Below are 25,497 nucleotides of genomic sequence, written 5' to 3'. Positions count from 1 at the left end.
CAAATTGGCTTTCTATATTCGCGCCAGATTACCCGGCGTGTGACAGCTACTGCGCGTATTCCAGCATTGTTTATGGCGACCGATCATCCGTAGTCTTGCGATGTGCGCCATGCCTCACCCTGCTTGTGCGCCGATCCAGCGTTACTGCCTTGCCGCTTTCACACACCCTGAAACTGTCGATGGAAGGAGAGAGAGACCATGAGTCTTCGCACTACGCTGAAACCACTCGCATTGATCACCGGCGCCCTGTTCGCACTCGCGCCGCTGGCCAGTTCCGCCGATCAGACGGTGAAGATCGGCTTCGCCGCGCCGATGACGGGCGCCAACGCCGGCTACGGCAAGGACCTTGAAAACGGCGTGCGGCTCGCCATCGAGGAAGCCAACGCGCAGAAGATCAAGATCGGCGACCAGGTCACGCAATTCCAGCTCGTCTCCGAGGACGACCAGGCCGACCCGCGCATCGGCGTGCAGGCCGCGCAGAAGCTGGTGGACGCGGGCGTCTCGGCGGTGGTGGGCCACTTCAATTCGGGCACCACGATTCCGGCCTCGCAGATTTATGAGCAGGCCGGCATTCCAGTGATCGACCCGGCCGCCACCAACCCGATCATCACCGGACGCGGCTTCGCGAACACCTTCATGGTGATTTCCACCGACGCGCAGAATGCCGGCAACGCGGGCGTCTACGCGGTGGAAGTGACCAAGGCCAAACGCATCGCGATCGTCGACGACCGGACCGCGTTCGGCCAGGGCGAGGCCGACGAGTTCGAGAAGGCGGTGAAAGCGCACGGCGGCACCATCGTGACGCGCGAGTACACCGACAACAAAGCGGTCGACTTCAGCACGCAGATCACCAAGATCAAATCGACCAATGCCGACCTGGTGTTCTTCGGCGGCCTCGACACGCAGGCGGCCGGCTTCGCGAAGCGGATGAAGCAGTTGAGCCTGAACGCTCAACTGGTGGGCGGCGGCGGCGTGATGGACGAAGACTTCATCAAGCTCGCGGGCGACGCGGCGGAAGGCGCCCAGGCATGGGAATACGGCCGGCCGCTGGCGCAGTTGCCGGGCGGCAAGGACTTCTCCGCGAAGTTCAAGAAGCGCTTCGGGGTGGACATTCTCTCTTATGCACCGTTCGGTTACGACGGCGCGTGGGCCGCGATCAAGGCGATGCAACAGGCCAAATCGAGCACGCCGAATGTTTATCGTCCGGTGCTGAAGGCGATCGATTTCGACGGCGTGACCGGCAAGATTTCGTTCGATAGCACGGGCGCGTTGAAGAGCGGGTCGTCGACGCTGTATCAGGTCAAGAACGGCGCGTGGGTGCCGATCGTGACGAAGAGCGGCGGTTGAGGCTTCGGCTGGCTTGACGATGGGAAGCGGTGTCGGCGTTGCGTGGTTTCACGCCGTGCCGACACCGTGATGCGAACGCCGCTACCTGGAGTTTGCGTTTGAATTGGCCGCCTTGACCACCAGTTCGGCGTCGAGGTCCCGCTCGATCCGCACGAGATCGTCTTTCATGGCGGCGAATTCGTCGGCGGTACACATCTGATGATCGAAGGCGGCGCGCAGTTGCCGCCGGACCTGCAACACGCGCGTCGATGGATCGAAAATATAGCGCGACGTGAACGTCAAAAAGCGGTCCTGCACCGACGTATCGACCGGCACATCCGTCACGCGGACAAAGCGTGGCAGCGTCATTTCCAGCGTCTCGTCGAACGCGCCGCCCAGGCAGGCCCACGGCTGGGTTCTCACCGGCTCCGCCAGCCACGCCTGCACCTGCGAACTCATGCCGCCCGACAGACTCGTCAACGCCGGTACCGCCGTGGTCCCGTCCGACCAGACGAAGTGCGCCACGCGGCCCTGCATCGAGGTGGCGAACGGTCCGTGCGTGGCGCCGACGTCGTCCGTGCCGAGTTGCGCCGTGCCGTGCAGGCCGGTCATCAACAACCGGTTCGCGGCGATCAGTTGGGTGCGCTGCCGCGTCGCCCGCCGGAACGTGTTGCGTTCGAGTTCCGCCGAGTAACCCGTGTCCTCGACGCGATAGGCGTAGCTCGCCGTGCCTTGTTCGTCGACGTCGATCTGCAGACGCGCGTTGCGCTCGCGCGCCTGCGTGGCCGGCGTGCGCGACAGCACCCCCTCGTCGACCAGCAGCACCGGCCGGTCCATCACGCTCGGCGGCAGATAGCCAAACGCCACGCCGCCCGCTGTGGTGTCCGCGTACAACCCCAGCTCGGGGATCCACACAATCGCGTGATTGATCGCGCTGCTGCCGTAGCCGGGCACGGCCGGCAAGCTGTAGTACGGCCCGAGATTGAGCAGCACCGCCTCGCTCCGAATCCCGACCGCCGCCAGCAACGCGCTGTACAGCGCGACGTGATCCTTGCAGTCGCCGTAACGGTTATGCAGGATATCGATCGCCTTGTGCGGAATCGCCGCCGTCTCGCCGAGAAACAACGCAACGTAGCGAATATTCAAACGCATCCAGTCGTACACAATGCGAGCTTTGTCGCGCGGCTCGGCGGTGCCGGCCGTCAGTCCCTGCGCCAGCCGGACGATCGCGGGGTCTCTCATGGTGGCGTCGAGCGCGGGCCCGCGATAACGCGCCGCGAAACTCGCGAAGTCCGGCACCGTCGACACCATCAGCCGGTCGCCCCAGTTCGCGTAACCCACCGCGCCCGCTTCGAGCGGGGCATAAGGTCCGTGCCCGTAGTCGAATTCGTAGCGGGTGCGGCCGTTGGCCGTGACCGGCGGCAATGCGGTGTAGCCGCGCGCGTCGGCGTAGAGCGGCACGTCGGCGGGCAGATCGAAGATCAGGCGCTGCAGGTCGACGGGGTCGCGCGTCGGCTCGACCAGATACGCGAACGTGCCGGCCTGCAGCGGCTTCGTGCGGGTCTTGCGAAACGCCAGATGCACGCGCGAGCCGGGTTCCACGCCGGGAAAGATCACGGTGCGCAACACGCCGTCCTCGAAACTCGGCGCGCCGGCCGAGCGCGGTTCCTGCACGTCGCGAATCGCCTCGGGTCCGACCGGATGCGCGACGCCGTTCGGGTCGAGCGTTTCGGCGGCCAGCAATTGCACCTGCTCGATGTCCTTGTTGAACCACACATAGCGTTGCGCGATGTCGTCGACGCCACTCGTCGTGTTGGCGCGCAGGATCGTGTCGTCGTGCTCCTCGATGGAGCCGTCTTTCTGGATCGTGAACAGATGGACGTCGCTCTCCATCGTGGAAGGCGCGCGATCGTCGGCGGACAACGCGGTGTCGTCGGCGAAGGCGCTGACCATGCATGCACCGCTCAACGTCAACGTGGCGACGACGCGGATCAACCCGGCGCGCCGCCCGCTCAGGTGACCTGAGCGGTGACCCGAACAGCGCCCCGCAAGCCGACCTGAACGCCGACCGGCCCTCACTCGCCCTCGCCGATCTGCGCCAGCAACGCCTGCAATCGCTCCACATGCCGGAGCAGCAAATGGCGATGCTTCTCGATCTGCTCCAGCCTGCCCGCAAGGTCCGCCTGGATCGGATCGTCGAGCTCGGCGGCGGCGATCACGTCCTCCACTTTCGCGCGCAAGGCCGTCAGTTCGACCGGCGCGTGACTCAGATGCCGCTCGAAACGCCGCACGTCCTGAATCGCCAGATCGCGGACCTTGCGTAGATGCAACTGACGCCGATGCGCTTCGGCGTCGAGCGTTTCTTCCTCGACGCGTTTGGCCGCCGCCGGTTGGCCGAAAATAGGTTCCGGCGGCCGCAGCACGGTCTTTTTCCGCACCGGATGCGCGGTGCCGCGAAAGCGCGCGAGCGGCTGTTCGTTGTCGATCGCTTCGCGCGCGTTGGGCGGAATGTCGTGCTCGTCATGCGGCGCGTTCATCCAGCCGTTCGGCAAACCCGTCACCGCTTCGATCCCGCGTACGAATTCCTCGCTGAATTCGCGCTGTCCGGACAACATCAGTTTCAGATAGCTGGCGGAGAACGTCATCATGCGCGCGAGACGGGTCGCCGCGCCGACCTCGCGGGTCAAGAGCACCAGGTTCGCTCGCCAGACCGGGAGCAGCAATTCGTCGGAATCTTCCATCGCTGGGTCTTCCATCTTATGGCCCGATGTAGGGATGCCGCGCTCGCACGCGTCATCGTTTTGAAAGGGTAGTCGCTGCGCGGCGCGCTGTGCAATGTTCGCGTTACATCGCGCGGCGCGCGGTGTTGCCGAAATTACACGCTACGCGGCGTCATCGCGCTGCGACCGGCGGCAGCCATCGGATTGCGGCCGGTGCCGTTCTTCATTGACCGAAGGATTCGTCGCGCGTTCATACGCCCGTCGCGTGCGATGTGGCATGCTGACGACTCGTTGCGGCACGCGTCGTGCTGCAGCGATAGCGCCACCACTTGAATTAAGGATTTTGTAATGAAGAAATTTGTCCTCTCCGTTGCCGCCGCTGTCGCAGCTTTGAGCGCGATCGCTCCCGCACAGGCTTACGACCACCATCACCCGGTCTGCCACAAGGTACGCGTCCATCATCATTGGGAAAAACGTTGCCACTAACAGGCGTCCGGCGCCCCGGCGGCGCACGTGCATCGATGAAGCCCCGTCACGAGCGGGGCTTTTTTATGCCGAGCAATCGGTGACAGCGGGGAATCAGCACGGACACAGCCGCGACGCGCCATCGGCGACGCCCTATACGTTCTGCGCGAAAACGGCAGCATGCAATCACGGACACATGCTGTTACACCTTCGAGGTGCGAGCCGACGCGGACATGACGGCGACGCAATACGTCACGTCATGAGCCGCGTGGAAAAGGAAGAAATGTTTGAATCGTCGGCGCGACGAGCGTGTCGCGCCGGGTGTCACGCCGCCTTGACGTGGTCCAGCGCGGTCGTCACGAGTGCTTCGAGCAAGGGCTCGATCTTCGTGGCAAGCGTTTCGTCATACGCGTACGGCATTTGCTCTTCCATATACGTGATCTGCGACAGCTCGAGCTGCACGGCATGCACGCCTTGCGACGGCTGCCCGTACTGACGCGTGATGTAGCCGCCCTTGAAGCGTCCATTCGCAATCGCCGTATAGCCGCCGTGCCGCTCGACCACGGCAGCCAGTTCCTCGGCCAATCCCGCCACCGCGCTCGCGCCGTCCGACGACCCGAAATTGAAGTCCGGCAAGCGGCCTTCGAAAAAGCGCGGCACGTGCGAGCGGATCGAATGCGCTTCCCACAGCAGCACCTTGCCGTGCTCGGCTTTCAGCGCGGCCAGTTCGTGCGTGAGTGCGTCGTGATACGGCTGCCAGTACGCGTCGCGACGACGGACGATTTCGGCGTCGGTGGGTAGATGACCGTCGAGGTACAAGGGCTCCTTGTCGAACGTATCGACGGGCAGCAGGCCCGTGGTGTCCTGGCCCGGGTACAGGTTCGCGCCGTCGGGCGGACGGTTCAGGTCGATCACGTAGCGCGCGTAAGTCGGCGCAAGAATCGACGCGCCCATGCGCTTCGCGAACGCATACAGACGGTCCAGATGCCAGTCGCAATCGTCGGTGCGTTGCGCGACTGGTGTCATCGTCGCGGCGATATCGGCCGGGATTTGCGTGCCCATGTGCGGGATCGAAATCAACAAAGGCAAGTTGCCCCGATGCAGCGAGACAACCGGCGGAGTGTTCAATGCAGTCATATCAGTCCGGAATCGATGAGATTGATGAATCGCGTCGTTGCGTCGGCCGGGCGACCTGAACAGAGCGCCCGACCCGGCTGGTCATTTGAGCAGATCGGCGAGCGCCACGCGATAGCGCGCGTAAGCGCCCGCTTCGTCGCGATGCCGCCGGTTCTCGACCACCTGAACGCCGCCCGCGTAGACGTCGCGCACCGGCGTCTCGCCATGCTCGCAGAATACAACGCCCGACAGCCACGCGCCCGGCGCATGTTCGGCGACGCTCGCGTGATCCGCGTCGAGCACGAGCCAGTCCGCGCGGCGGCCGGCCTGCAACGCGCCGACAGCGCGGCCCGTGGCGTGCGCGCCACCATCGAGCGCGGCGTCGAACAGCCGGTCCGCCACATGCGTGACCTGCGCCGACGCCAGCACGTTGCGTTGCCGGCGCGTCAAACGCTGCCCGTATTCGAGCAGACGCAATTCCGCGCGCCAGTCGACGCCGATATGGCTATCCGAGCCGATGCCGATACGGCCGTGCGCGTCGAGATATTCCTGAGCGGGGAACAGGCCGTCGCCGAGATTCGCCTCGGTGGTCAGGCACAAACCGGCGACCGCCCCGCTTTTCGCGAGCGCCAGCGTTTCGTTCGCATCGACATGCGTCGCGTGCACGAGGCACCAGCGGCTGTCGACGTCAAAGCGATCCAGCAGCCATTGCACCGGACGCGCGCCTTCGGTTTCGACGCACGCGTCGACCTCGGCGGTTTGTTCGGCGATGTGAATATGAACCGGCGCATTTCGATCGATGCCGCCTAGTAGCGTACGCAACGAATCCGCCGACACCGCGCGCAACGAATGCGGCGCCACGCCATAGCGCAACGCGGCGCTTTCGGGACGCGCCGCGCGCAACGTGCCGAGCAGATCGAGCAGACTCTCCGGCGTATTGATGAAGCGCTGCTGATCGTCGCGCGGCGCACGCGAGCCGAAGCCGCTGTACTGATACAGCACCGGCAGCATCGTCATCCCGATACCGCTCGCCGATGCGGCATCCACCACGCGTTGCGCGAGTTCAGCCTGATTCGCGTAGCGGCTACCGTCTTGCGCGTGGTGCACGTAGTGGAACTCGCACACCGACGTATAGCCCGCCTTCAGCATTTCGATGTACAGCCATTGCGCGACCGCCGCGAGGCCTTCCGGTGTGATGCGCGCGGCAAAGCGGTACATCAGGTCGCGCCAGCTCCAGAAATTGTCGGTCGCGTTGGCGCGATATTCGGTGAGGCCCGCCATCGCGCGCTGAAATGCGTGCGAATGCAGGTTCGGCATGCCGGGCAGTACCGGACCGGCGGCTTTGCGCACGCCCGCGGGTACGGCAGCGGTATCCGGCGTGACCGCCGTCAGCGTGCCGTTTGCCTCCCACTCCAGCAACACGTTGCGGCGCCAACCATCCGGCAGATACGCGTGTTCGGCAAACAGCGATTGATCTAGTCGTGTCATTTCTCAGGCCCTAACTCAATTCACGCGCGAAAACCGTCTCGCCCGCGCGCACGACTCGCGCGCACAACGGACGTCCAATCCAGTAAGCCAGTTCGGCCAGCGAGTCGACCGACCACACCGCGAAATCCGCCGCGCGTCCCACCGCCAGCGAACCGTGCGTGTCCGCTTTACCCAGCGCGCGCGCCGCATGCGCGGTCACGCCTTGCAGTACTTCGGGCACGGTCATGCGGAACAGCGTGGTCGCCATGTTCATCATCAGCAGCAGCGACGTGGTGGGCGAGGTGCCCGGATTGCTGTCGGTCGAAATCGCGATGGGCACCTGATAGCGCCGCAGCAACTCCAGCGGCGGCAATTGCGTCTCGCGGATGAAGTAATACGCGCCCGGCAGTAACACGGCGACCGTGCCGGACGCTTTCATGGCGGCCACGCCCGCTTCATCGAGAAATTCGAGGTGATCCGCGGACAGCGCGCGATGACGCGCGGCCAACGCCGTGCCGCCGCCGTTCGACAACTGCTCGGCGTGCATTTTCACCGGCAGCCTGTGACGCTCCGCGGCGTTGAACACGCGCTCGCTTTGCTCCAGCGAAAACCCGATGCGCTCGCAGAACACATCGACCGCGTCGACGAGACCTTCAGCGGCGAGCGCGGGCAGCATCGTGTTGCAGACTTCGTCGATGTACGCGTCGGCGCGGCCCGCGAATTCGGGCGGCAACGCGTGCGCGCCGAGAAACGTCGTATAGACCGTGACCGGATAGCGTTCGCCCAACTGACGCGCGACGCGCAGCATCTTGCGTTCGCTGGCGAGGTCGAGGCCGTAGCCGGATTTGATTTCGATCGTCGTCACGCCTTCGGCGAGCAGCGGTTCGAGCCGTGCGGCCGACTGCGCGAATAACGACGCTTCGTCTGCGGCACGCGTGGCGCGCACCGTCGAGACGATACCGCCGCCCTGCCGCGCGATTTCTTCATAGCTGACGCCCGCAAGCCGCTGCGCGAATTCATCCGCGCGCTGACCGCCGTACACCAGATGCGTATGGCAATCGACAAGACCGGGCGTGACCCAGGCGCCGTGCAGATCTTCGCGCGGCCAGCCGGCGTAATGCGTGGGGAGTTCGGACGCCGCGCCGAGCCAGACGATCTGGCCGTCTTCGACGGCGATCGCGGCGTCGGGCAGCGTGTGATGGGGATCGCCCTGCGGGCACAGATTCAGGTGATGCCAGACGGTTTGCGTCATCGCGTGCTCGTTGCAGCTCGTTGCGTGTCCGGGGTGGTTCGCGGGCGGGCGCCTCGATATGGCGGCGCGGACCCGCGAAACGTCGTCATCGTTCGTAGTGGAGGCGGATTGCAAGCAAGGCGCCTGTGCCTTGAACCGCGCAGTGCAGCGCGTCCGGCGCGTTGATGCGCAGCGTGTCGCCGGTGGCGAGCGGCGGCGCGGCCCAGTCGCCGAGACTCACCGCGACGGCGCCGTCGGCGCAGTACAACAGCACGACGTCGGCGGATAAAACGTGTTGCGTCGCGCCGCGCCAAACGTCGACTTCGCCGCGTGCCGCACCACGTCGCACCATCAGATTGAAGTCGCGCGTTGCGCCGTCGACGAGGCGCGCGTCGATCGGCGTCTCGCCGGCAAAGCGCGCGATGTCGAGCGGCTGCGTCAACGCATGCGTCTTCACGACGCCGCCCGATGCAGCCTCGCCCGCCGCCACACGCTCCGGCCCGGCGATTTCATCGAGCAACATGCCCGCGCCGGACAACAGCACGAGCGTGCGATCGATGCCCGCGAAACGCGAGAACGGTCCCGCTTGCGCCACATCGGCAATGCTCACGCGCCACACGAAACTATCGAGTCCCGCCTGCTCGGGCACTGCCGCGACTTCGCGCGTGACGCCGCCGCCGTTCTTCCACGGCGCCGCCACGAGGTCGGCGCCGCGAATCAGCGTGACGTTGGTCAGGCTGCCGACGTCGGCCATGTTCAACGGCCCAGCATCGGAAGATGCAAACCCGCTTCGCGCGCGGTTTCCTGCGCGAGTTCATAACCCGCATCCGCGTGACGCATCACGCCGGTCGCCGGATCGTTGAACAGCACGCGGCCGAGGCGTTCCTTCGCGGCATCCGTACCGTCCGCGACGATCACGACGCCCGAGTGCTGGCTGAAGCCCATGCCGACACCGCCGCCGTGATGCAGCGAGACCCACGACGCGCCGCCTGCCGTGTTCAACAGCGCATTGAGCAACGGCCAGTCGCTGACCGCGTCGGAGCCGTCTTTCATCGATTCGGTTTCGCGATTCGGGCTCGCCACCGAACCGGTGTCGAGGTGATCGCGGCCGATCACGATCGGCGCTTTCAGTTCGCCGTTCCTGACCATTTCATTGAACGCCTGACCCAGACGATAACGATCCTTCACACCGACCCAGCAGATCCGCGCCGGCAGACCCTGGAACGCGATCCGTTCGCGCGCCATGTCGAGCCAGTTGTGCAGATGCGGATCGTCGGGGATCAGTTCCTTGACCTTCGCGTCGGTCTTGTAGATATCTTCCGGATCGCCCGACAGCGCGACCCAGCGGAACGGACCCTTGCCTTCGCAGAACAGCGGACGGATATACGCCGGCACGAAGCCCGGGAAATCGAACGCGTTCTCGACGCCCATTTCCAGCGCCATCTGGCGGATGTTGTTGCCGTAATCGAGCGTGGCCGCGCCGCGTTCCTGCAGCGTCAACATGGCCTGCACCTGCTTGGCCATGGACTGCTTGGCCGGCGTGACGATGCTGTCCGGCGCGGTCTTCATGCGTTCGCGCCAGTCTTCCACGCTCCAGCCTTGCGGCAGGTAGCCGTGAATCGGATCGTGCGCGCTGGTCTGATCGGTCACGCAATCCGGCGTGATGCCGCGCGCCACGCATTCGGCGAAGACGTCGACCGCGTTGCCCACCAGACCGATCGACACCGGCTTACCGGCCTGTTTCGCTTCGTCGAGCATGGCGAGCGCTTCGTCGAGCGTCTGCGCTTTTTTATCGACGTAGCGCGTCTTCAGACGGAAGTCGATGCGCGTCTCGTCGCATTCCACCGCGATCATCGAGAAGCCCGCCATCGTAGCCGCGAGCGGCTGCGCGCCGCCCATGCCGCCCAGACCGCCGGTCAGAATCCAGCGGCCTTTCGGGTCGCCGTTGAAATGCTGGTTCGCCACCGAGAAGAAGGTCTCGTAGGTGCCCTGCACGATCCCCTGGCTGCCGATGTAGATCCAGCTGCCCGCCGTCATCTGGCCGTACATCATCAGGCCCTTACGGTCGAGTTCGTGGAAATGTTCCCACGTCGCCCAATGCGGCACCAGATTCGAATTCGCCAGCAGCACGCGCGGCGCGTCGGCATGCGTGCGGAACACGCCGACCGGCTTGCCCGACTGGATCAGCAGTGTTTCGTTCTCTTCGAGGTCTTTGAGCGACGCGAGGATCTGATCGAAACAATCCCAGTTGCGCGCGGCCCGGCCAATACCGCCGTATACGACCAGCGCATGCGGATGCTCGGCGACTTCCGGATCCAGATTGTTCTGGATCATCCGGTACGCGGCTTCCGCGATCCAGGTCTTGCAGGTCTTTTCCGCGCCGCGCGGTGCGCGGATGGTACGGGTGGGATCGAGACGCGGGTCGATGTGCTTCGGGTTGTTCATGATGGCCCTCGGAATGCTTGAAGATGGTCGGGAGAGGTTCGGAAAAGGAGTCGGGAAAGCGGTGAATCAGAAATGTCCGGTGAAGCGGTAGCGGCTGCCCGGATGCCAGAGATTCGCGATCGACGCGACCTGGCTTTGCGACCACGTGCGCCGGTGCAGTACGAGGCACGGTTCGAGTTCGTCCATGGTCAATAGCTCGCGCGTGTCGGCGTCGGCGGCCAGCGCCTCGATGCGGTACTCGACGCGCTGCAGCGGCGCCACCCGCACGAGATACTGGTTCGGCGTGGTGTTGGTGAAGTCCTGCAGCGCGTATTCGGGCGCCACTGCCGGATTGACCCAGCGTTCTTCGAGCTGCACCGGTTCGTCGTTTTCGAAATGCAGCACGCGCGAATGAAACACCGGACTGCCAGCGCTCACCTGCATCTCTTCGGCGAGCGCGGCGTCGGCGATGCTGGCGCCAATGTGCAGCACCTTCGCCTGATAGCGATGACCGCGCGCGACGATCTCGTCGGAAATACTGCGGATCGCCACCAGCGTCGATTCGTACTTGGGCCGCGCCACGAAGGTGCCCGAACCCTGCACCCGCGTGAGCACCTGCTCCGAGGTCAACTCGCGCAGCGCACGGTTCACCGTCATACGCGCCACGCTGAACTCACGCGCGAGTTCGTTTTCCGACGGCACCTGGTCGCCTTCAGCCCACTCGCCCGCGTGAATGCGCGCGAGGATGAAGTCCTTGATGCCCTGATAGGCGGGTGCGTTCATTAACGTGCTCGGCTTGAATGCGTGAGTCGGATGCGTGTTTAAAACTTACTGTTCCGAGACGAACGAGAACGGGCTCAGCTTCGCGATCGTGCCGTTCTGCACGAGCTTCGTCACGGCCTCGATATCCGGCGCGAAGTAGTGATCGAGCTCGTAATGCGCGACGTCCTTGCGCACCACGTCCATCACCTTCTGCAGGCTCGGGCTGGTCTTGTGCGGCGCGCGCAGATCGACGCCTTGCGCGGCGGCAAGCAATTCGATCGACAGGATGTTCGCGGTGTTTTCGGCAATGTCGCCGAGCTTGCGCGCGGCGAACGTCGCCATCGACACGTGGTCTTCCTGGTTGGCCGACGTGGGCAGCGAATCCACCGACGCCGGATGCGCCAGCGTCTTGTTTTCCGACGCCAAGGCAGCGGCCGTCACGTGAGCGATCATGAAGCCCGAATTCACGCCACCGTCGCGCACCAGGAACGGCGGCAGACCCGACAGCGTCGCGTCGATCAGCAGCGCGATGCGGCGTTCGGCGAGCGCGCCGATTTCGGCGGCGGCGAGCGCGAGGTTGTCAGCGGCGAATGCGACCGGCTCGGCGTGGAAGTTACCGCCCGACAGCACTTCGCCGGTGTCCGGAAAAATCAGCGGATTGTCGGACACCGCGTTGGCTTCGAGCAGCAGCACGTTGGCCGCGTGGCGCATCTGGTCGAGACAGGCGCCCATGACTTGCGGCTGGCAGCGCAGGCTGTACGGATCCTGCACCTTGTCGCAATCGGCGTGCGACACGTTGATGGCCGAACCGTCGAGCAGCGACCGGTAAGCCGCGGCCGCGTCGATCTGACCTTGATGGCCGCGCAGTTCGTGAATGCGTGCGTCGAACGGCTTGACCGAACCGGCCGCCGCGTCCACCGACAACGAACCCGCCACCAGCGCCGTGCGGTACAGGTCTTCGATCGCGAACATGTTGTACAGCGCGAGCGCGGTCGATGCCTGCGTGCCGTTCAGCAGCGCGAGGCCTTCCTTGGCTTGCAGCGTGAGCGGCTTGAGACCGACCAGCGCGAGACCGTCGGTGGCGGCCATGCGCTCGCCCTTGGCGAACACGTCGCCGACGCCGAGCAGCACCGCCGACATATGCGCGAGCGGTGCGAGATCGCCCGATGCGCCGACCGAGCCTTTGACCGGAATCACCGGCAGCACGTCGGCGTTATACAGCGTGATCAGCGCCTCCATCACTTCGCGACGAATGCCCGAGTGGCCGCGGCCGAGGCTCGACAGCTTCAGCGCGATCAGCAGACGCACCACCGGACGCGACATCGGTTCACCCACACCGACCGCATGCGACAGCACCAGATTGCGCTGCAGCAGTTCGAGCTGGTCGTGCGGAATATGCGTGCTGGCGAGGCGCCCGAAACCCGTGTTGATGCCGTAGGCCGGCTCGCCTTTCGCGGCGATATCGGCAACGGCTTGCGCACAGGCGTCGATGGCGGCATGGCTGGCGGGATCGAGTTGCAGCGCGACGTGTTCGCGAGCGATCTGGCGCAGTTGCGGGAGGGTCAGGTAGCCGGGCTTCAGAATCATCATGGTGTGTGTTCCTGTCTATACAATTTGAGACAAGTCTAGCGGGACGGTGTTGTATATACAACTTGTTTTTAATCGCCCGGGCCTAGGGGTTTCCATTAGGGCTCAAGCTGTCCGGCATATCGCCGCGAAGGCCGGCGGTGTCGGGCGGCGGCCCGATTGGCGCAGCAGCGGTATATACCGCATGAAACTTGTATATACACGCTCAAAATGTGAGTCGCCAAGTGGACAAAAAGCCGCCATGCGGCGGCTTGACGCTCGGCCAGACCACTACGTCGATTCAAGAGTTATAGGAGAGCCGGCTGAACGCGCGACTCGAAACGCGCCGCTAAAGCTTCACGCGCGCCGCGATGAAGTCCAGAAAACACTGCACGCGCCCCGTCAGCGACGCGCTCTGGTAGTACACCGCGCTCACCGGCTGCCGCTCGTCGCGCAGAACGTTGCCGAGAATGGGTACGAGGCGGCCGTCGCGCACGTCGGCGGCGGTCATGAAGTCGGCCAGACAGGCCACACCCCAGCCCGACAACACCAGTTGCCGCAAGGTTTCGCCGCTCGACGCGGTGATCGACGGTTCGATCCTGAACGACCCGGCGCCGGCCTTGCGCCCTTCGCGCAATGGCCAGCGGTTCAGATGCTCCGGCACCGTGAAGCCGATCAATCGATGCGCGCGCAACGCTTCCACCGACTTCGGTTCGCCGAATTCGGCCAGATACGCCGGGCTCGCAAGCACCCGCAGCCTGCTGGTGCCCAACGCGCGCGCATGCAGTGTCGAGTCCTGCAGCGCACCGATCCGGATCGCGATATCCACCTTCTGTTCCAGCAGATCGACGATCCGTTCGTTGCTGGTCAACTCCAGGCGCACTTGCGGATACAGCGCCGAAAACGCCTTCATATGCGGCGCCACGCAATGGAGCATGAACGGCGACGCCGCGTCCACCCGCAAGCGTCCCGAAGGCCGCCCGCGGCCTCGCGTGACGGATTCCTCGGCCTCCTCCATCGCCGCGAGAATCGCCCGGGCGCGTTGCAGGAACGCCTCACCCTCCTCGGTCAATTGCAGACGGCGAGTCGTGCGCCGCACCAGCGCGGTGTCGAGCTTCTGTTCGAGGCGCGTAAGCGCGCGGCTCACGCCGGACACCGTCTGCTCCAGCTTCTCCGCCGCCTTGGTGATCGAGCCGCTGTCGATCACGGTGACGAACGCCAGCAGCTCATCCGTGGAAGTTTTCATTGTTGATTTCGAGTCAATATTGATTTGAGACTAACACGCTTTTTGCGAGAATCAAGACGATGGATACTGCTTGCCTGTCATCGTGTTTCCAACCAGGAGAACGTCTTGAAGATCTTCATTACGGGCGCAAGCGGTTTTATCGGCGGGTCGATTGCCGCGCATCTGGCGCGCGCCGGCCACGGCGTGCGCGGTCTGATCCGCAATCCCGACCATGCCGCCGCATTGCAACGCCTCGGCATCGAGCCGGTCGTCGGCACGCTCGACGACCGCGCGCTGCTGATCGCCGAAGCGCAAACCGCGGACGCCGTCATCAACGCCGCCAGCAGCGACCATGAAGGCGCGGTGAAAGCGTTGATCGAAGGACTCGCCGGTTCCGGTAAGGTGCTGCTGCATACCAGCGGATCGAGCATCGTCGGCGATGCGTCCGGTGGCGAAGCGGGTCAGTCGCGCATCTATCACGAGGACGCGTTGCCCACGCCGACCGCCGACAAGGCGGCCCGCGTCGCGATCGACCAGCTGGTGCTCGACGCCGCGCGCCAGAACATCCGTTCGGCGGTGCTGTGCAATACGCTGATCTATGGTCACGGCGCGGTGCCGGGCAGCGCGAGCGTGCAGTTGCCGCGCCTCGTGCGGCAGGCGCAAAAGAGCGGTGTCGTGCGTCATGTGGGCAGCGGCGGCAACATCTGGTCGAACGTGCATATCGACGACGTCGCCGAACTCTATCGGCTCGCGCTCGAGAAAACGCCGGCCGGTACGTTCTATTTCGTCGAAAGCGGCGAAGCGTCGTTCCGCGATATGAGCGCGGCAATCGCGCGCGCAATGAAACTCGGCGAGCCGCAAGACTGGCCGCTCGACGAAGCGCAAAAGGAATGGGGCTACGAAATGGCCTCGTACGGCCTCGGTTCGAACAGCCGGGTGCGCGGTGTGCGCGCACGCAAACTGCTGGGCTGGCAGCCGAAGCGCAGCTCGGTAATCGACTGGATCGAGCACGACATGATGTGATGTCTTCGGCGGGACTTTCTTCGGGACGTCCCCCCGCGAAAACGTAATCCGTGTAAGCGGCGCCGTTGCGAATTCGTAAGCTCAACTCGCTAGAATCGCGCTCAACTGATCGTGCGATTCGATTCCGCGAGTCGCCCCTGAGCCCGGATTTGATCGATGACTTTGGCGCTGAATTTCGACTGGCTGACGAACCTGCTGGCGATACTGTTCGTCGTGGCGTGTCTTTACGATGCACGTTACGACGAATACGGCACGTTGACGCTGGCGGCGGCCGCAATGGGCCTCGCCGTGATGGCCATGGAGCTGTTTCTCAAGCCCGCTTTCGACATGGCGCTTTGAGCATGACGCCGCGCGACGCGGCGTGATTCGCTTTTCGATCGGCTTGAGGCCTCCATGCTGGTGGGCACGCCGGTCACGCAAGCGCACCCACCCTTGCCTCACACCGCGACTTCCGGCGGCGCCTGACGAAACCAGCGCGTGATCCAGCCGAGATAGCACAAACCCACCACGAACCACACCGCGCCGAGCACCAGCGCGGTCTTCTCGAGACTCACCAGTAGCCACACGTCGGCGATTGCGCCGGCCAGCGGAAACAGCAGGCCGCCGACGATACCCATCGCGTTCGCCGTGCCCTTCGCGTTGAAGAACTGGCGGATCACGCACAGGTTGACCGCGGTGAACGCGAGGAACGCGCCGAAGTTGATGAACGACGTCGAGGTCGCCACGTCGAGTTTCAACGCGACGAGACCGATCGCGCCCGCAATCGCGATGTTCAGCGCCGGCGTCTTGAACTTCGGATGCACGAAACCGAAGATGCGTTTCGGCAGCACTTCGTCGCGCCCCATGGCATATAGCAGACGCCCCACGCTCGCCTGCGCAGAGATACCCGAGGCGAACTGCGCGAGAATCAGACCGGCCAGAAACACCGTCACGAAGAGGTCGCCGCCCACTTTACGCGCCACTTCGAAAGCCGCCGAATCCGGGTCCTTGAAGACCGCGCCCGGATGGGCGAGTTGCACCGTGTAGGCCGCTATCACGAAGATCGCGCCGCCGATCAGCGCGATCAGCACGATGGCGCGCGGCATGGTCTTCTCAGGCGCAACGGTTTCCTCGGTGAGCGTCGACACCGCGTCGAAGCCGAGATACGAGTATGCGGCAATCGCGGCGCCGGCCATCGTCGCGGAAAACGGCACGTGCGGCTTGAAAAACGGCTCTGCCGACAACAGGCCGCCGGGACCGGACGCCGCCGTCACGTAATGGCAGCACAGCACCACGAACAGCGCGACGATCGCCAGTTGAACGACCATCAGCACGATGTTGAAGCGGTTCGCCAGCTCGATGCCGAGAATGTTCAGCGCACTGGTCAGCACGATAAACGCAACGATCCAGATCCAGCTCGGAATGTGCGGAAACGCGGCGCTCAGGTAGGCGGCGCCGATCAGCCAGATCACCATCGGCAGGAAAAAGTAGTCGAGCAGCGTCGCCCAGCCGATCATGAAACCGAGGTGCGGGTTGAAGCTTTTACGCGTGTACGTATAGGCCGAACCGGCCACCGGGAACAACCGTGCGAGTTTGCCGTAGCTGAGCGCGGTGAACGCGATCGCGACCAGTGCGATCAGATAGGCGAGCGCGGCGGTGTCGTCGCTCGCGCTCGCCAGCACGCCGTAGGTGCCGTACACGATCAGCGGCGCCATGTAGGCGAGGCCGAACAGCAGGACCGACGGCAGGCCGAGCGTGCGTTTCAGATGCGGGCTGTGCGAGGCCGCGGGTTCGGCGGCGGACGATGAAGTCATACGGTGTCTCCTCTTGCAAATGGGCGAGCGTCGCTAGGGCGCGATTTGCGGCGCGCCCCGGTCGAGCCGGGTCGTTCAGACTTGCGGGATGCGCGGGGTTCGCGCTGGTGTTTTTTTGTTATCGACGCGCTGCGGTGTCACTCAACGCGCGCGCATCACGCGTAGACGTTGTCCGTTTTCGCCGTCTTCGGTGGCGAGATCGAGGGCGATACGCGCGTCGTGCAGATAGCGGTAATGTTCACGCGCGCCTTCGAGGCGCGTGGGGTCGAGCGTGGCCCGCAGCACGGTTTCCTGCTGGCCCGCGTCGCTCACCACGTCGCCGAACGGATCGATCAGTGCCGATTCGCCGGGGAAGGTCAGGTCGTCGTCGCCTGAACCGATACGATTGACGAGCGCCGCGAACATCTGGTTTTCCATTGCACGCGCAACGATCGCGCGACGATGCACCGGTCCGAACGGGTCCATGTTGCCGTTGGTCACGATCAGCAGATCCGCGCCCAGCGACGCGACCGCGCGCGCCGTTTCGGGAAATTCGATGTCGTAGCAGATCAGCATGCCGACGGTCAGGCCTTTGAAGCTGCACACTTCATAGCGGTCGCCCGGTTCGAACACGCCGACGTCCGACGCCCACAGATGCGTCTTGCGATAGCGCAGCGCGATTTCGCCGTGTTCGTCGACGAGTACCGTGGTGTTGAAGAAACGGCTGCCGTCGCGTTCGGCGAGACCCACGGCCACGGCCACGCGGGCTTCACGGGCCGCCTGGCGCACTGCCGTGAGAGAGGGGCCGTCGATCGGTTCGGCTACCGTGCGGATGTTGTCGCGTGTCGGGAAGCCCGACAGCGTGGTCTCCGGAAACACCATGAGATCGGTGCCGACGGCACGCTGGCCGATAGTGTGCAGCACGCGTTGCACGTTCGCGCCGCTAACGCCGGTTGCGCCGTCCACGATGGGGATTTGCGCCAGTTCGAGTTGAAGCATTGTGTCTCCTGTCGGCCGGAGTTAGCGCCTTGGCGCTTACTCCAGTCCCATGCACTTGTTGCAAGCTATTGCGTTTCTGCGTTACACGGCGCCCCTTTCCCGGCGTCCGCGATCAGGTTGGGCCTATTATTACCAGACATATTTTTGTTCGTAATTACCCGGCTGGGTTACCCTCATTGGAGCACGCATGGAACTCGAATGGCGCGATCTGGCCTTTCATCGCGAGATCGGCGCGGTTATCGAAGCACTCGATAGCGCGCAATTCTGGACACGCCTCACGCGCGCGCTCGAACGCTACGTCGCCTTCGACAACTGGGTCGCGCTACGCTTCACGCCCGGCGAAGCGCCGCTCGTATGCGCCGAATCGCCCACGCCGGACGGCGCCGTCGACGCGATGTTCCAGGACTACCTTGCCGCGCTGTATCAGCTCGATCCGTTCTATATCGCCGCCACCGACCAACCCGCGTCGGGCTTCGTCACGCTCGCCGATGTCGCGCCCGACAACTTCTCGATGACCGAGTACTACCAGCGGTACTTCAGGAAAAACATCGTCGGCGACGAGGTGCATTTCAATTACCTGATCGACGCCCGGCACACGCTCGCGTTTTCACTCGGTGCGACGCAGCGATATGGCGAGCGCGATCTGGCCGTGCTCGCGCTGTGCGCGCCATGGGTGATCGCGTTGTTGCGGCAACGCCTGCCTTATGAAAGGTTCGACGCGGCGACGGTGCAGCCGCGCTTCGGCGAGAACCTGGCCGACACCGCGGCGCAAATTCCGTTGCAGGCGGACACACCGCCGGACACCCCTGCGTACGCGGCACGCTTCGCCCAGGTCGCGTCGGCGGGCGGCCGCGCCGCGCTCACCGCACGTGAAGTCGAAGTGGCCATGCTGACCTTGAGCGGGTTTTCGACACGCGCGATAGCGGAGAAACTCGCCATCTCGTTCGAGACGGTGCGCGCACACAAGAAGCACATCTATACGAAACTCAACGTCAACTCGCAGTCGGAATTGTTCGCGTTGTTTTATGACGCGGGACGTCAGGGCGCCTGACGTCCCCGGTCGAGTTGCGTCGCGGCGTGCCGCGTCACGTACCGCACGCCGCACAACCGCTGCTGGGCTTTTTATCGTCGTAGCGGTCGTGATGCCTGAGCCAGTCGGTCATGCCTCTCGTTTCCTCGCGGCCTTTCGGCGTGACGTCGAGATGCGCGTAGGTGTTGATGAACCGCTCGCCGCCGCGTCCGTAGCAGGAATACGTGTGGTACACGTCGCCGCGTTCGTCCTTGTAGAACACGCTGTGGCCGTGCAGTTCGTCGATCCCGACATCCGTCTCAGTGAAGTTGTAGAACGCCTTCTTGCTGGCCACTTCTTCGGGTGTGAACGACACGTGATAGTCGAAATTGAAATCGCTACCGTTCGACGACACCCATGGAAACACCCATCCCATACGTTTCCTGAATACCTCGATTTTCGCGAGCGGCGCCAGCGAGACTGTCACGTACGACACATCGTGATGTTCGAGATGCGTGACGATGCCGACCATATGATCGGACACGAACGAGCAGCCAACACAGCCCTCTTCCCACTCCGGGCCCAGCATGAAGTGATAAACGATCAACTGGCTGCGTCCGTCGAACAACTCGGCCAGCGTCTTGCGCCCTTGCAGCGTGTCGAAACCATAGGTCTTATCGACCTTGACCCAAGGCAACTCGCGACGCTTGCGCGCGAGTTCGTCGCTGGCGCGCATATGCGCCTTCTCTTCAACCAGTAGCGCGCGACTCGCGGCCAGCCATTCCTCTCTCGATTCAATCCGGTGCTGCGGTTCCATTTACGTCTCCTTTCCTGCACCGTGCAGGTTGAATCCGACACGTCCAATACAGCGAAACGAACTCACGCGAAGTAGCGTTCCAGCGAATCGAGCCCACCCGACCAGCCACGGCGATGATCGTCGGCCTGCGCTTGGTCTGTGAACCGTTCGTGCGTGAGCGTCAGCCATGTGGCGTCGCCGTCCGACTCCAGCAGCACCGTGACCAGCGATTCGTGTTCCGCGTTGTGGCGCCATCGCCAGGTGAACACGAGCTTGCGATCCGGGACTATCTCCAGATATTGCCCGTTGGCCTCGAGCTCGCGACCGTCCGCCTTGCGATACACGATCGAGTAGCGACCGTCGACGCGCACATCCAGTTCGGCGCGCACCACCGGCGTATCGCCGGGGTTCATCCATTTGATCAGTTGCGCCGCTTCCGTCCAGGCGCGGAAGACTTTGGCGGGCGCGGCGTTGAGACGCCGCTGGAGGGTGAGGCTGGATTGGGCGGGCATGGGACTTCCTCCTGTTCGACGAAAGCGGCGAGCCCATCGAGCGATGCCGACCAGAAACGCTGATAACGGCTGAGCCACGTCATGGCGTCTTCCATCGGACCGGCCACCAGGCGGCACGCCACCGTCCGCCCGGTCTTGTTGCGGGTGATCAGACCGGCTTCGGACAGCACATCGAGATGTTTCATCACAGCCGGCAAGGACATCGCGAACGGCTCGGCGAGTTCGCTGATCGACAGTTCGCGCCCGGACAGGCGCGAGAGCAACGCACGCCGCGTGGGATCGGAGAGCGCCGCGAACGTGCGGTCGAGTAGGGTTTCATTAAACTTAACCATAAGGTTAAGTATAGAAATGCACGTCAGGAAGTCAAGGACAGGTGGGCGCTTTCTCAACGGACCTGATTGAGGCCGGAAGCAACGAGGGGAACGACAGCAACGCGGAAAAAAAGATACGCGGCACATCGCGGATAAAGCCGTGCGACGTACCGCGTCAAGGTGGAGAACAACCGACTACACGGTCGAGCAAAGCGGCCTGCAAAGACCCGCCCTGCTCTTGCGCTACTGCAAAATCAATTCAAACGTGGAACGAGGCCCACGCGCACGATCAGATCGCCCAGCCGCCGAGATAGAACCCGACCAGCACCACGGCGATCGCCACCGTGCCCACGTTCAGCTTGCGATATTCGCCGCTGATCACGCGGCCGATCACCAGCGTCGCGAAACCGAGCATGATGCCCGTCACGATGTTGGCGGTCAGCACGATGAACACCGCGCACATCAGGCCCGACATTGCGTCGACCATATCGTCCATATGCAGCTTGCTGACGTTCGACAGCATCAGCAGACCCACATACATCAGCGCCGGCGCCGTTGCATACGAAGGCACGAGACCCGCCAGCGGCGAGAAGAACATCACCACGAGGAACAGCAAACCGACTACCGCCGCCGCCATACCGGTCTTCGCGCCGGCTGCCACGCCGACCGTCGATTCGATGTACGCCGCTGCCGGTGCGCCGCCGAGCAGGCCCGAGAAAATCGAGCTCAGCGAATCGGCCGTCAATGCGCGGCCGCCGTTGATGATGCGGCCGTTTTCGTCGAGTTGACCGGCTTGCCCTGCGACGGCGCGAATCGTGCCGGTCGCGTCGAACACCGCGGTCATGACGAGTGCCAGCACGCTAGGCAGAACCGTCATCGACAGCGCGCCCTTGATGTCCATCGCGCCGATCAGCGAAGCGTGGCCCGGCGCGCTCAGCGATGGCACCGCGAACACGCCGTGGAACGACATGGCCGGATCGATGAAGAAGGCAATTGCGGAGATCGCGACGATCACGATCAGGATCGAACCCGGCACGCGACGGCGCACCAGACCGAAGATCGCGGCAAGTCCCGCCACCGACATGATCGCCGGCAAGGCCCTGATATTGCCCAGCGCGACCGGCAAACCGGCGCCCGGATTCTTTACGACCAGACCCACGTCGTTCGCGGCGATCAGCAGCAGGAACAGGCCGATACCAATCCCCGTGCCGTGCGCGATGCCGGTCGGCAGATTGCGCAGAATCCACGAACGCACGCCCGTCACCGAGATCGCGGTGAACACGACGCCCATCAGGAACACCGCGCCGAGCGCGACATTCGGATGCAAGCCTTTACCGAGTACGAGGCCGAACGCCGTGAAGGCCGTCAGCGAAATCGCGCAGCCGATGGCGATCGGCAGGCGCGCCCAGATGCCCATCAGCAGCGAGCCGAACGCAGTGGTCAGACACACCGCGACGAATACGGCGCTGGTATCGAAACCCGCGCGGCCGAGCATGCCCGGCACGACGAAGACGGAATAGACCATCGCGAGGAAGGTCGTAATGCCCGCGATGATTTCCTGGCGCTGCGAACTGCCGCGCGCGGAGATTCCAAAATAGCGGTCGAGAAAGCCCTTTCCGTCGAATGATTCGACGGCGACTTCGGAAATCGGTTGGGCGTGGGGTTCCATCATGATGAGTGCCTCCTTTATCAGCGTACTGAAGCGGCCGTCACTGCGGGCGCCATCAGGGTCTCGTCTCGTTGAGTTGGTTTATTGGGGAATGTCGTCGTTTTTTGCTGTCTCGAAATGTAGGGCAACACAAATATGTCTCCCATCGCATGAATGGCATGCCGGACATGTCGAGACGCTTATATCTTTTACCCAGCGGCAAACTGGGCGGGCGAGCCAAGCGTTTACACCTACGCTTTGTCATGAAGATGTGAGCGGGTTTTGCGGCGTCCGGCGCATGAAAAACGCGCGCAATCCGCAGATGAAACTTCGCGCGCGGCATGAACCCTGCTAATGCCGTACCTGTCAGATGGCCTGCAAAAGCGGGGCGCCCGACGTCGCGGGTTACACTCTGGCCCATTCCTGTCTTAACCGCGGCGGCCTTTTTTCGACCTTTGGCCGTCATTCGCACTGGCCCATGGAGTCCTTCTTGATGAGTGGCGGTTTCTCGCGTCCTGCCTGGCGTTTGCCGATTCTTGCTCTGTTCGCGCTGTTTGCGCTGTCCGGTTGCAGCCTGCTGTGGGGCCCGCAGCAGGCGCCGATCGTCGATGCCACGGTAATGCCTGTCGAGCCCGCCAGCGCGCCCGTAGCGGCCTCCGAACCCGAGCCGGTCGAGACCGAGGCGGCCAAACCCGAGCAGCCGAAAAAACCGCCGAAGCCGGTCGTCAAGCCGCGCAAGGTCGAGCCGCCGCCGCCCGTCGTCGTCACGCCGCCGCCTCCGCCGACGCCCGCCCCGCTGATCGTGCTGCGCACGATCGAGCGCAGCGAAGCGCGCACGCTGCTCGATAGCGAGGTACAGAAGCCCGACGGCAAGGTGGTCGGCCGCGCGGTCGATTTGATCGCGGACGCGGGCGGCAAGCCGCGCGAGATGGTCGTGAATCTGCAGGGCTTCCTGGGGGTGGGCGACCGCAAGGTGAACTTCCCGTGGAGCGCGTTCCGTTTCACGCCGAGCGCGAAGACCGCGCCGATCACGCTCAACGCGGCCGCCGTGCCGGCCAATGCCGCCAAACCGGCCGGTGTGCAATTGCCGCTGATCGACGCCACGGTGGAACGCGCGAACGGCGCCAAGGTGGGTCGCGTGATCGATGTGCTGATCGACGGCAATGCGCAGCCGCAGGCGGTCGTGCTCGACGTCAACGGCATGGTCAGCACCGAACGTCGCACGATTGCCGCGAACTGGTCGGCGCTGCACTTCGTCACGAAAGACAAGGAGCTGCATCCGCAGATCGATCTGAGCGACGCGCAGATCAACGCGACGCCGCCGTACGTGAGCGACAAACCGGTGCGCGCCGTCTCGCCGGCCCCGCCGTCCACGCCTGCCGCCGCGACCGCGCCGCCGGCGACGACGGCCTCAGCCGCGGCAGGTTCCAACGCACGGGCGGCCCGATGAACGGCCGTACTTTGGTAACCACGCGCAGTCTTCGCGCGCTCGACTGGATGAATTTTTTCGTCGCCAATGTGCAGACGGGGTTCGGGCCGTTCATCGCGTCGTATCTGGCGTCGCACAAGTGGACCCAGGGCGAGATCGGTATGGCGCTCTCCGTGGGCACGATCAGCGCGATGGTGAGCCAGGTGCCGGGCGGCGCCGCTGTCGACGCATTGCGCAACAAGAAAGGCGCGGCCGCATGGGCAATCTTCGCGATCATTCTGAGCGCGGTGCTGTTGGCCGTGAGTCCGACCGTGCTGCCGGTGATTGCCGCCGAAGTGTTCCACGGCTTTGCCAGTTGCATGTTGACGCCGGCGTTGGCGGCGATTTCGTTCGCGCTGGTCGGGCGGGCGAATCTCGGCGACCGGCTGGGGCGCAATGCGCGTTGGGCGTCGATCGGCAGCGCGGTGGCCGCGGGGCTGATGGGCGTATTCGGCGAATACTATTCGCCGCGCGCGGTGTTCTGGTTGACGGCGGCGCTGGCCGTGCCCGCATTGTTCGCTTTGGCGATGATCCAGCGCACCGACACGATCGAGTTGCCGAAGGCCGGTCCGACGCCGCAGCAGATCGCGCGACGCGAGAGTCTGCGCGAGTTGTTGCGTGACAAGCGGATGTTGTTGTTCGCGGCTTGTATCGTGCTGTTTCATTTGTCGAATGCGGCGATGTTGAATCTTGCCGCGGGCGAAGTGACGGCCGGCATGGGCGATAACGTGCAGCTCGTGATTGCCGCGTGCATTATCGTGCCGCAGGCGATCGTGGCGATGATGTCGCCGTGGGTTGGGCGCTCTGCCGAGCGGTGGGGACGCAGGCCGATTCTGTTGTTGGGGTTTTCGGCGTTGCCGATCCGGGCATTGCTGTTTGCCGGGATTAGCAGCCCGTATTTGCTGGTGCCGGTGCAGATGCTCGACGGGTTGAGTGCGGCTGTTTTCGGTGTGATGTTGCCGCTGATCGCGGCGGATGTTGCCGGTGATAAGGGGCGCTATAACCTTTGTATCGGGTTGTTTGGGTTGGCTGCGGGGATTGGGGCTACGTTGAGTACGACCGCGGCGGGGTTTGTGGCTGATCACTTTGGAAATGCGGTTAGCTTTTTTGGGCTTGCGGCTGCGGGGGCGTTGGCGGTTTTGCTGGTTTGGGCGGCTATGCCGGAGACTCGGGATGCGGCCAGGGCCGAAGATTCGGGTGGGGTGGCCGATGGAGAGGCTGCTCGGTGATTAGGGCTGAAAGCGGGTTTTTGACTTTTGTGGCTTCTTTTCTGTGCTCTTTTGGGGTTGGCCTTTCCTTGCTTTCTTAGTGGTCTATTAGCGTTGCCCCTGTGCGGGGCGGCACCTACTTTTCTTTGCCTGCCGCAAAGAAAAGTAGGCAAAAGAAAGCGGCTCACACCGCTAACCATGAAGCGGGTCCCTCGCGCAGTCACGGTAGTGGCGCATCTGGAATCCGTGCTCTCGCACATTCCGCGTTCGTGACACAGCAGTCATTCTTCCGGCGGCGCTGCGCGCGCCCCCGGGTCGTTCAGCAAACCCGTGGTGAATTTTGGGGTATTTCGGCGCCCCGCCGAGGCGAAGCCGACGGCTCCCACAACACAAAAGCGAAGCCACTGGTGTCCACGCCGACCCCTCCGGCGAGCGCATCGCGCGAGACG

At 64.0% G+C, this 25,497-nt stretch carries 23 protein-coding genes; 7 read left to right on the top strand and 16 right to left on the bottom strand.

Annotated elements, in window-relative coordinates; translation table 11 throughout:
• Positions 1 to 198: 198 nt before the first annotated feature.
• Positions 199 to 1,347: a branched-chain amino acid ABC transporter substrate-binding protein gene (locus B0G83_RS23610; RefSeq protein ID WP_105509827.1), complete on the top strand. Its 1,149-nt coding sequence runs from the start codon at positions 199 to 201 to the stop codon at positions 1,345 to 1,347.
• Positions 1,348 to 1,428: 81 nt separating this feature from the next.
• Here the strand turns inward: B0G83_RS23610 and B0G83_RS23605 are convergent, their stop codons facing one another.
• Both B0G83_RS23605 and B0G83_RS23600 read right to left on the bottom strand, forming a co-directional pair.
• Positions 1,429 to 3,279, bottom strand: coding sequence for a DUF3857 and transglutaminase domain-containing protein (locus B0G83_RS23605; protein ID WP_105509826.1), 1,851 nt, complete (start codon positions 3,277 to 3,279; stop codon positions 1,429 to 1,431).
• 122 nt (positions 3,280 to 3,401) lie between these two features.
• Entirely contained in the window at positions 3,402 to 4,067 is a 666-nt protein-coding gene (locus B0G83_RS23600; protein WP_105509825.1) for a hypothetical protein, read from the bottom strand.
• Between the two features lie 327 nt (positions 4,068 to 4,394).
• On the opposite strand from B0G83_RS23600, the gene B0G83_RS38710 reads away from it, so the two are divergent.
• The gene (locus B0G83_RS38710) at positions 4,395 to 4,532 is read left to right on the top strand and encodes a hypothetical protein (protein WP_176057942.1); all 138 of its coding nucleotides are present in this window, start codon (positions 4,395 to 4,397) and stop codon (positions 4,530 to 4,532) included.
• A gap of 303 nt (positions 4,533 to 4,835) precedes the next feature.
• On the opposite strand, the gene hutG is transcribed toward B0G83_RS38710, so the two are convergent.
• The 8 genes from hutG to B0G83_RS23560 all read right to left on the bottom strand — a co-directional run bounded on the left by hutG (position 4,836) and on the right by B0G83_RS23560 (position 14,323).
• Complete coding sequence (gene hutG, locus B0G83_RS23595) at positions 4,836 to 5,648, bottom strand: N-formylglutamate deformylase (protein WP_105509824.1); 813 nt, start codon at positions 5,646 to 5,648, stop codon at positions 4,836 to 4,838.
• 81 nt (positions 5,649 to 5,729) lie between these two features.
• A complete protein-coding gene (locus B0G83_RS23590) occupies positions 5,730 to 7,115 on the bottom strand; it encodes a formimidoylglutamate deiminase (protein WP_105509823.1) in 1,386 nt (461 codons plus the stop codon).
• 10 nt (positions 7,116 to 7,125) lie between these two features.
• Positions 7,126 to 8,346 (bottom strand): imidazolonepropionase, encoded by a 1,221-nt coding sequence (gene hutI, locus B0G83_RS23585; protein ID WP_105509822.1) that lies wholly within the window; start codon positions 8,344 to 8,346, stop codon positions 7,126 to 7,128.
• Between the two features lie 85 nt (positions 8,347 to 8,431).
• A complete protein-coding gene (locus tag B0G83_RS23580) occupies positions 8,432 to 9,079 on the bottom strand; it encodes a HutD family protein (protein ID WP_105509821.1) in 648 nt (215 codons plus the stop codon).
• Positions 9,080 to 9,081: 2 nt separating this feature from the next.
• Positions 9,082 to 10,770 (bottom strand): urocanate hydratase, encoded by a 1,689-nt coding sequence (gene hutU, locus B0G83_RS23575; RefSeq protein ID WP_105509820.1) that lies wholly within the window; start codon positions 10,768 to 10,770, stop codon positions 9,082 to 9,084.
• 66 nt (positions 10,771 to 10,836) lie between these two features.
• A complete protein-coding gene (gene hutC, locus B0G83_RS23570) occupies positions 10,837 to 11,532 on the bottom strand; it encodes a histidine utilization repressor (protein WP_105509819.1) in 696 nt (231 codons plus the stop codon).
• Between the two features lie 45 nt (positions 11,533 to 11,577).
• Positions 11,578 to 13,101: a histidine ammonia-lyase gene (gene hutH / locus B0G83_RS23565; RefSeq protein ID WP_105509818.1), complete on the bottom strand. Its 1,524-nt coding sequence runs from the start codon at positions 13,099 to 13,101 to the stop codon at positions 11,578 to 11,580.
• Positions 13,102 to 13,426: 325 nt separating this feature from the next.
• Positions 13,427 to 14,323, bottom strand: a complete 897-nt coding sequence (locus B0G83_RS23560; protein ID WP_105509817.1) for a LysR family transcriptional regulator — start codon at positions 14,321 to 14,323, stop codon at positions 13,427 to 13,429.
• 105 nt (positions 14,324 to 14,428) lie between these two features.
• On the opposite strand from B0G83_RS23560, the gene B0G83_RS23555 reads away from it, so the two are divergent.
• The gene (locus tag B0G83_RS23555; protein ID WP_105509816.1) at positions 14,429 to 15,325 is read left to right on the top strand and encodes an NAD-dependent epimerase/dehydratase family protein; all 897 of its coding nucleotides are present in this window, start codon (positions 14,429 to 14,431) and stop codon (positions 15,323 to 15,325) included.
• 156 nt (positions 15,326 to 15,481) lie between these two features.
• Entirely contained in the window at positions 15,482 to 15,664 is a 183-nt protein-coding gene (locus B0G83_RS23550; protein WP_035551199.1) for a hypothetical protein, read from the top strand.
• 98 nt (positions 15,665 to 15,762) lie between these two features.
• Here the strand turns inward: B0G83_RS23550 and B0G83_RS23545 are convergent, their stop codons facing one another.
• The gene (locus B0G83_RS23545; protein WP_105509815.1) at positions 15,763 to 17,118 is read right to left on the bottom strand and encodes an APC family permease; all 1,356 of its coding nucleotides are present in this window, start codon (positions 17,116 to 17,118) and stop codon (positions 15,763 to 15,765) included.
• A gap of 141 nt (positions 17,119 to 17,259) precedes the next feature.
• The gene (locus B0G83_RS23540; RefSeq protein WP_105509814.1) at positions 17,260 to 18,096 is read right to left on the bottom strand and encodes a carbon-nitrogen hydrolase family protein; all 837 of its coding nucleotides are present in this window, start codon (positions 18,094 to 18,096) and stop codon (positions 17,260 to 17,262) included.
• Between the two features lie 187 nt (positions 18,097 to 18,283).
• On the opposite strand from B0G83_RS23540, the gene B0G83_RS23535 reads away from it, so the two are divergent.
• Positions 18,284 to 19,147, top strand: a complete 864-nt coding sequence (locus tag B0G83_RS23535; RefSeq protein WP_105509813.1) for a helix-turn-helix transcriptional regulator — start codon at positions 18,284 to 18,286, stop codon at positions 19,145 to 19,147.
• Between the two features lie 34 nt (positions 19,148 to 19,181).
• Here the strand turns inward: B0G83_RS23535 and B0G83_RS23530 are convergent, their stop codons facing one another.
• The 4 genes from B0G83_RS23530 to B0G83_RS23515 all read right to left on the bottom strand — a co-directional run bounded on the left by B0G83_RS23530 (position 19,182) and on the right by B0G83_RS23515 (position 22,396).
• Positions 19,182 to 19,922, bottom strand: coding sequence for a thioredoxin family protein (locus B0G83_RS23530; RefSeq protein ID WP_105509812.1), 741 nt, complete (start codon positions 19,920 to 19,922; stop codon positions 19,182 to 19,184).
• A gap of 62 nt (positions 19,923 to 19,984) precedes the next feature.
• Positions 19,985 to 20,413 carry an SRPBCC domain-containing protein gene (locus B0G83_RS23525; protein ID WP_105509811.1) on the bottom strand — a complete coding sequence of 143 codons (429 nt, stop codon included), beginning with the start codon at positions 20,411 to 20,413 and terminating at the stop codon, positions 19,985 to 19,987.
• Positions 20,323 to 20,745, bottom strand: a complete 423-nt coding sequence (locus B0G83_RS23520; RefSeq protein ID WP_105509810.1) for a helix-turn-helix transcriptional regulator — start codon at positions 20,743 to 20,745, stop codon at positions 20,323 to 20,325. The genes B0G83_RS23525 and B0G83_RS23520 overlap by 91 nt, the downstream gene beginning before the upstream one ends.
• Positions 20,746 to 21,013: 268 nt before the next feature.
• Positions 21,014 to 22,396 (bottom strand): NCS2 family permease, encoded by a 1,383-nt coding sequence (locus tag B0G83_RS23515; protein ID WP_105509809.1) that lies wholly within the window; start codon positions 22,394 to 22,396, stop codon positions 21,014 to 21,016.
• Between the two features lie 469 nt (positions 22,397 to 22,865).
• On the opposite strand from B0G83_RS23515, the gene B0G83_RS23510 reads away from it, so the two are divergent.
• Positions 22,866 to 23,822: a PRC-barrel domain-containing protein gene (locus B0G83_RS23510; protein ID WP_105509989.1), complete on the top strand. Its 957-nt coding sequence runs from the start codon at positions 22,866 to 22,868 to the stop codon at positions 23,820 to 23,822.
• Positions 23,819 to 25,069 (top strand): MFS transporter, encoded by a 1,251-nt coding sequence (locus B0G83_RS23505; RefSeq protein WP_105509808.1) that lies wholly within the window; start codon positions 23,819 to 23,821, stop codon positions 25,067 to 25,069. Before B0G83_RS23510 ends, B0G83_RS23505 begins: the two co-directional genes overlap by 4 nt.
• The last annotated feature ends 428 nt before the right edge of the window (positions 25,070 to 25,497 follow it).

Source organism: Paraburkholderia sp. BL21I4N1 (genome assembly GCF_002973525.1).
GTDB lineage: Bacteria > Pseudomonadota > Gammaproteobacteria > Burkholderiales > Burkholderiaceae > Paraburkholderia.
The sequence above is the reverse complement of the archived record's forward strand: the minus strand, read 5'-3'. Positions and strand labels throughout refer to the sequence as shown.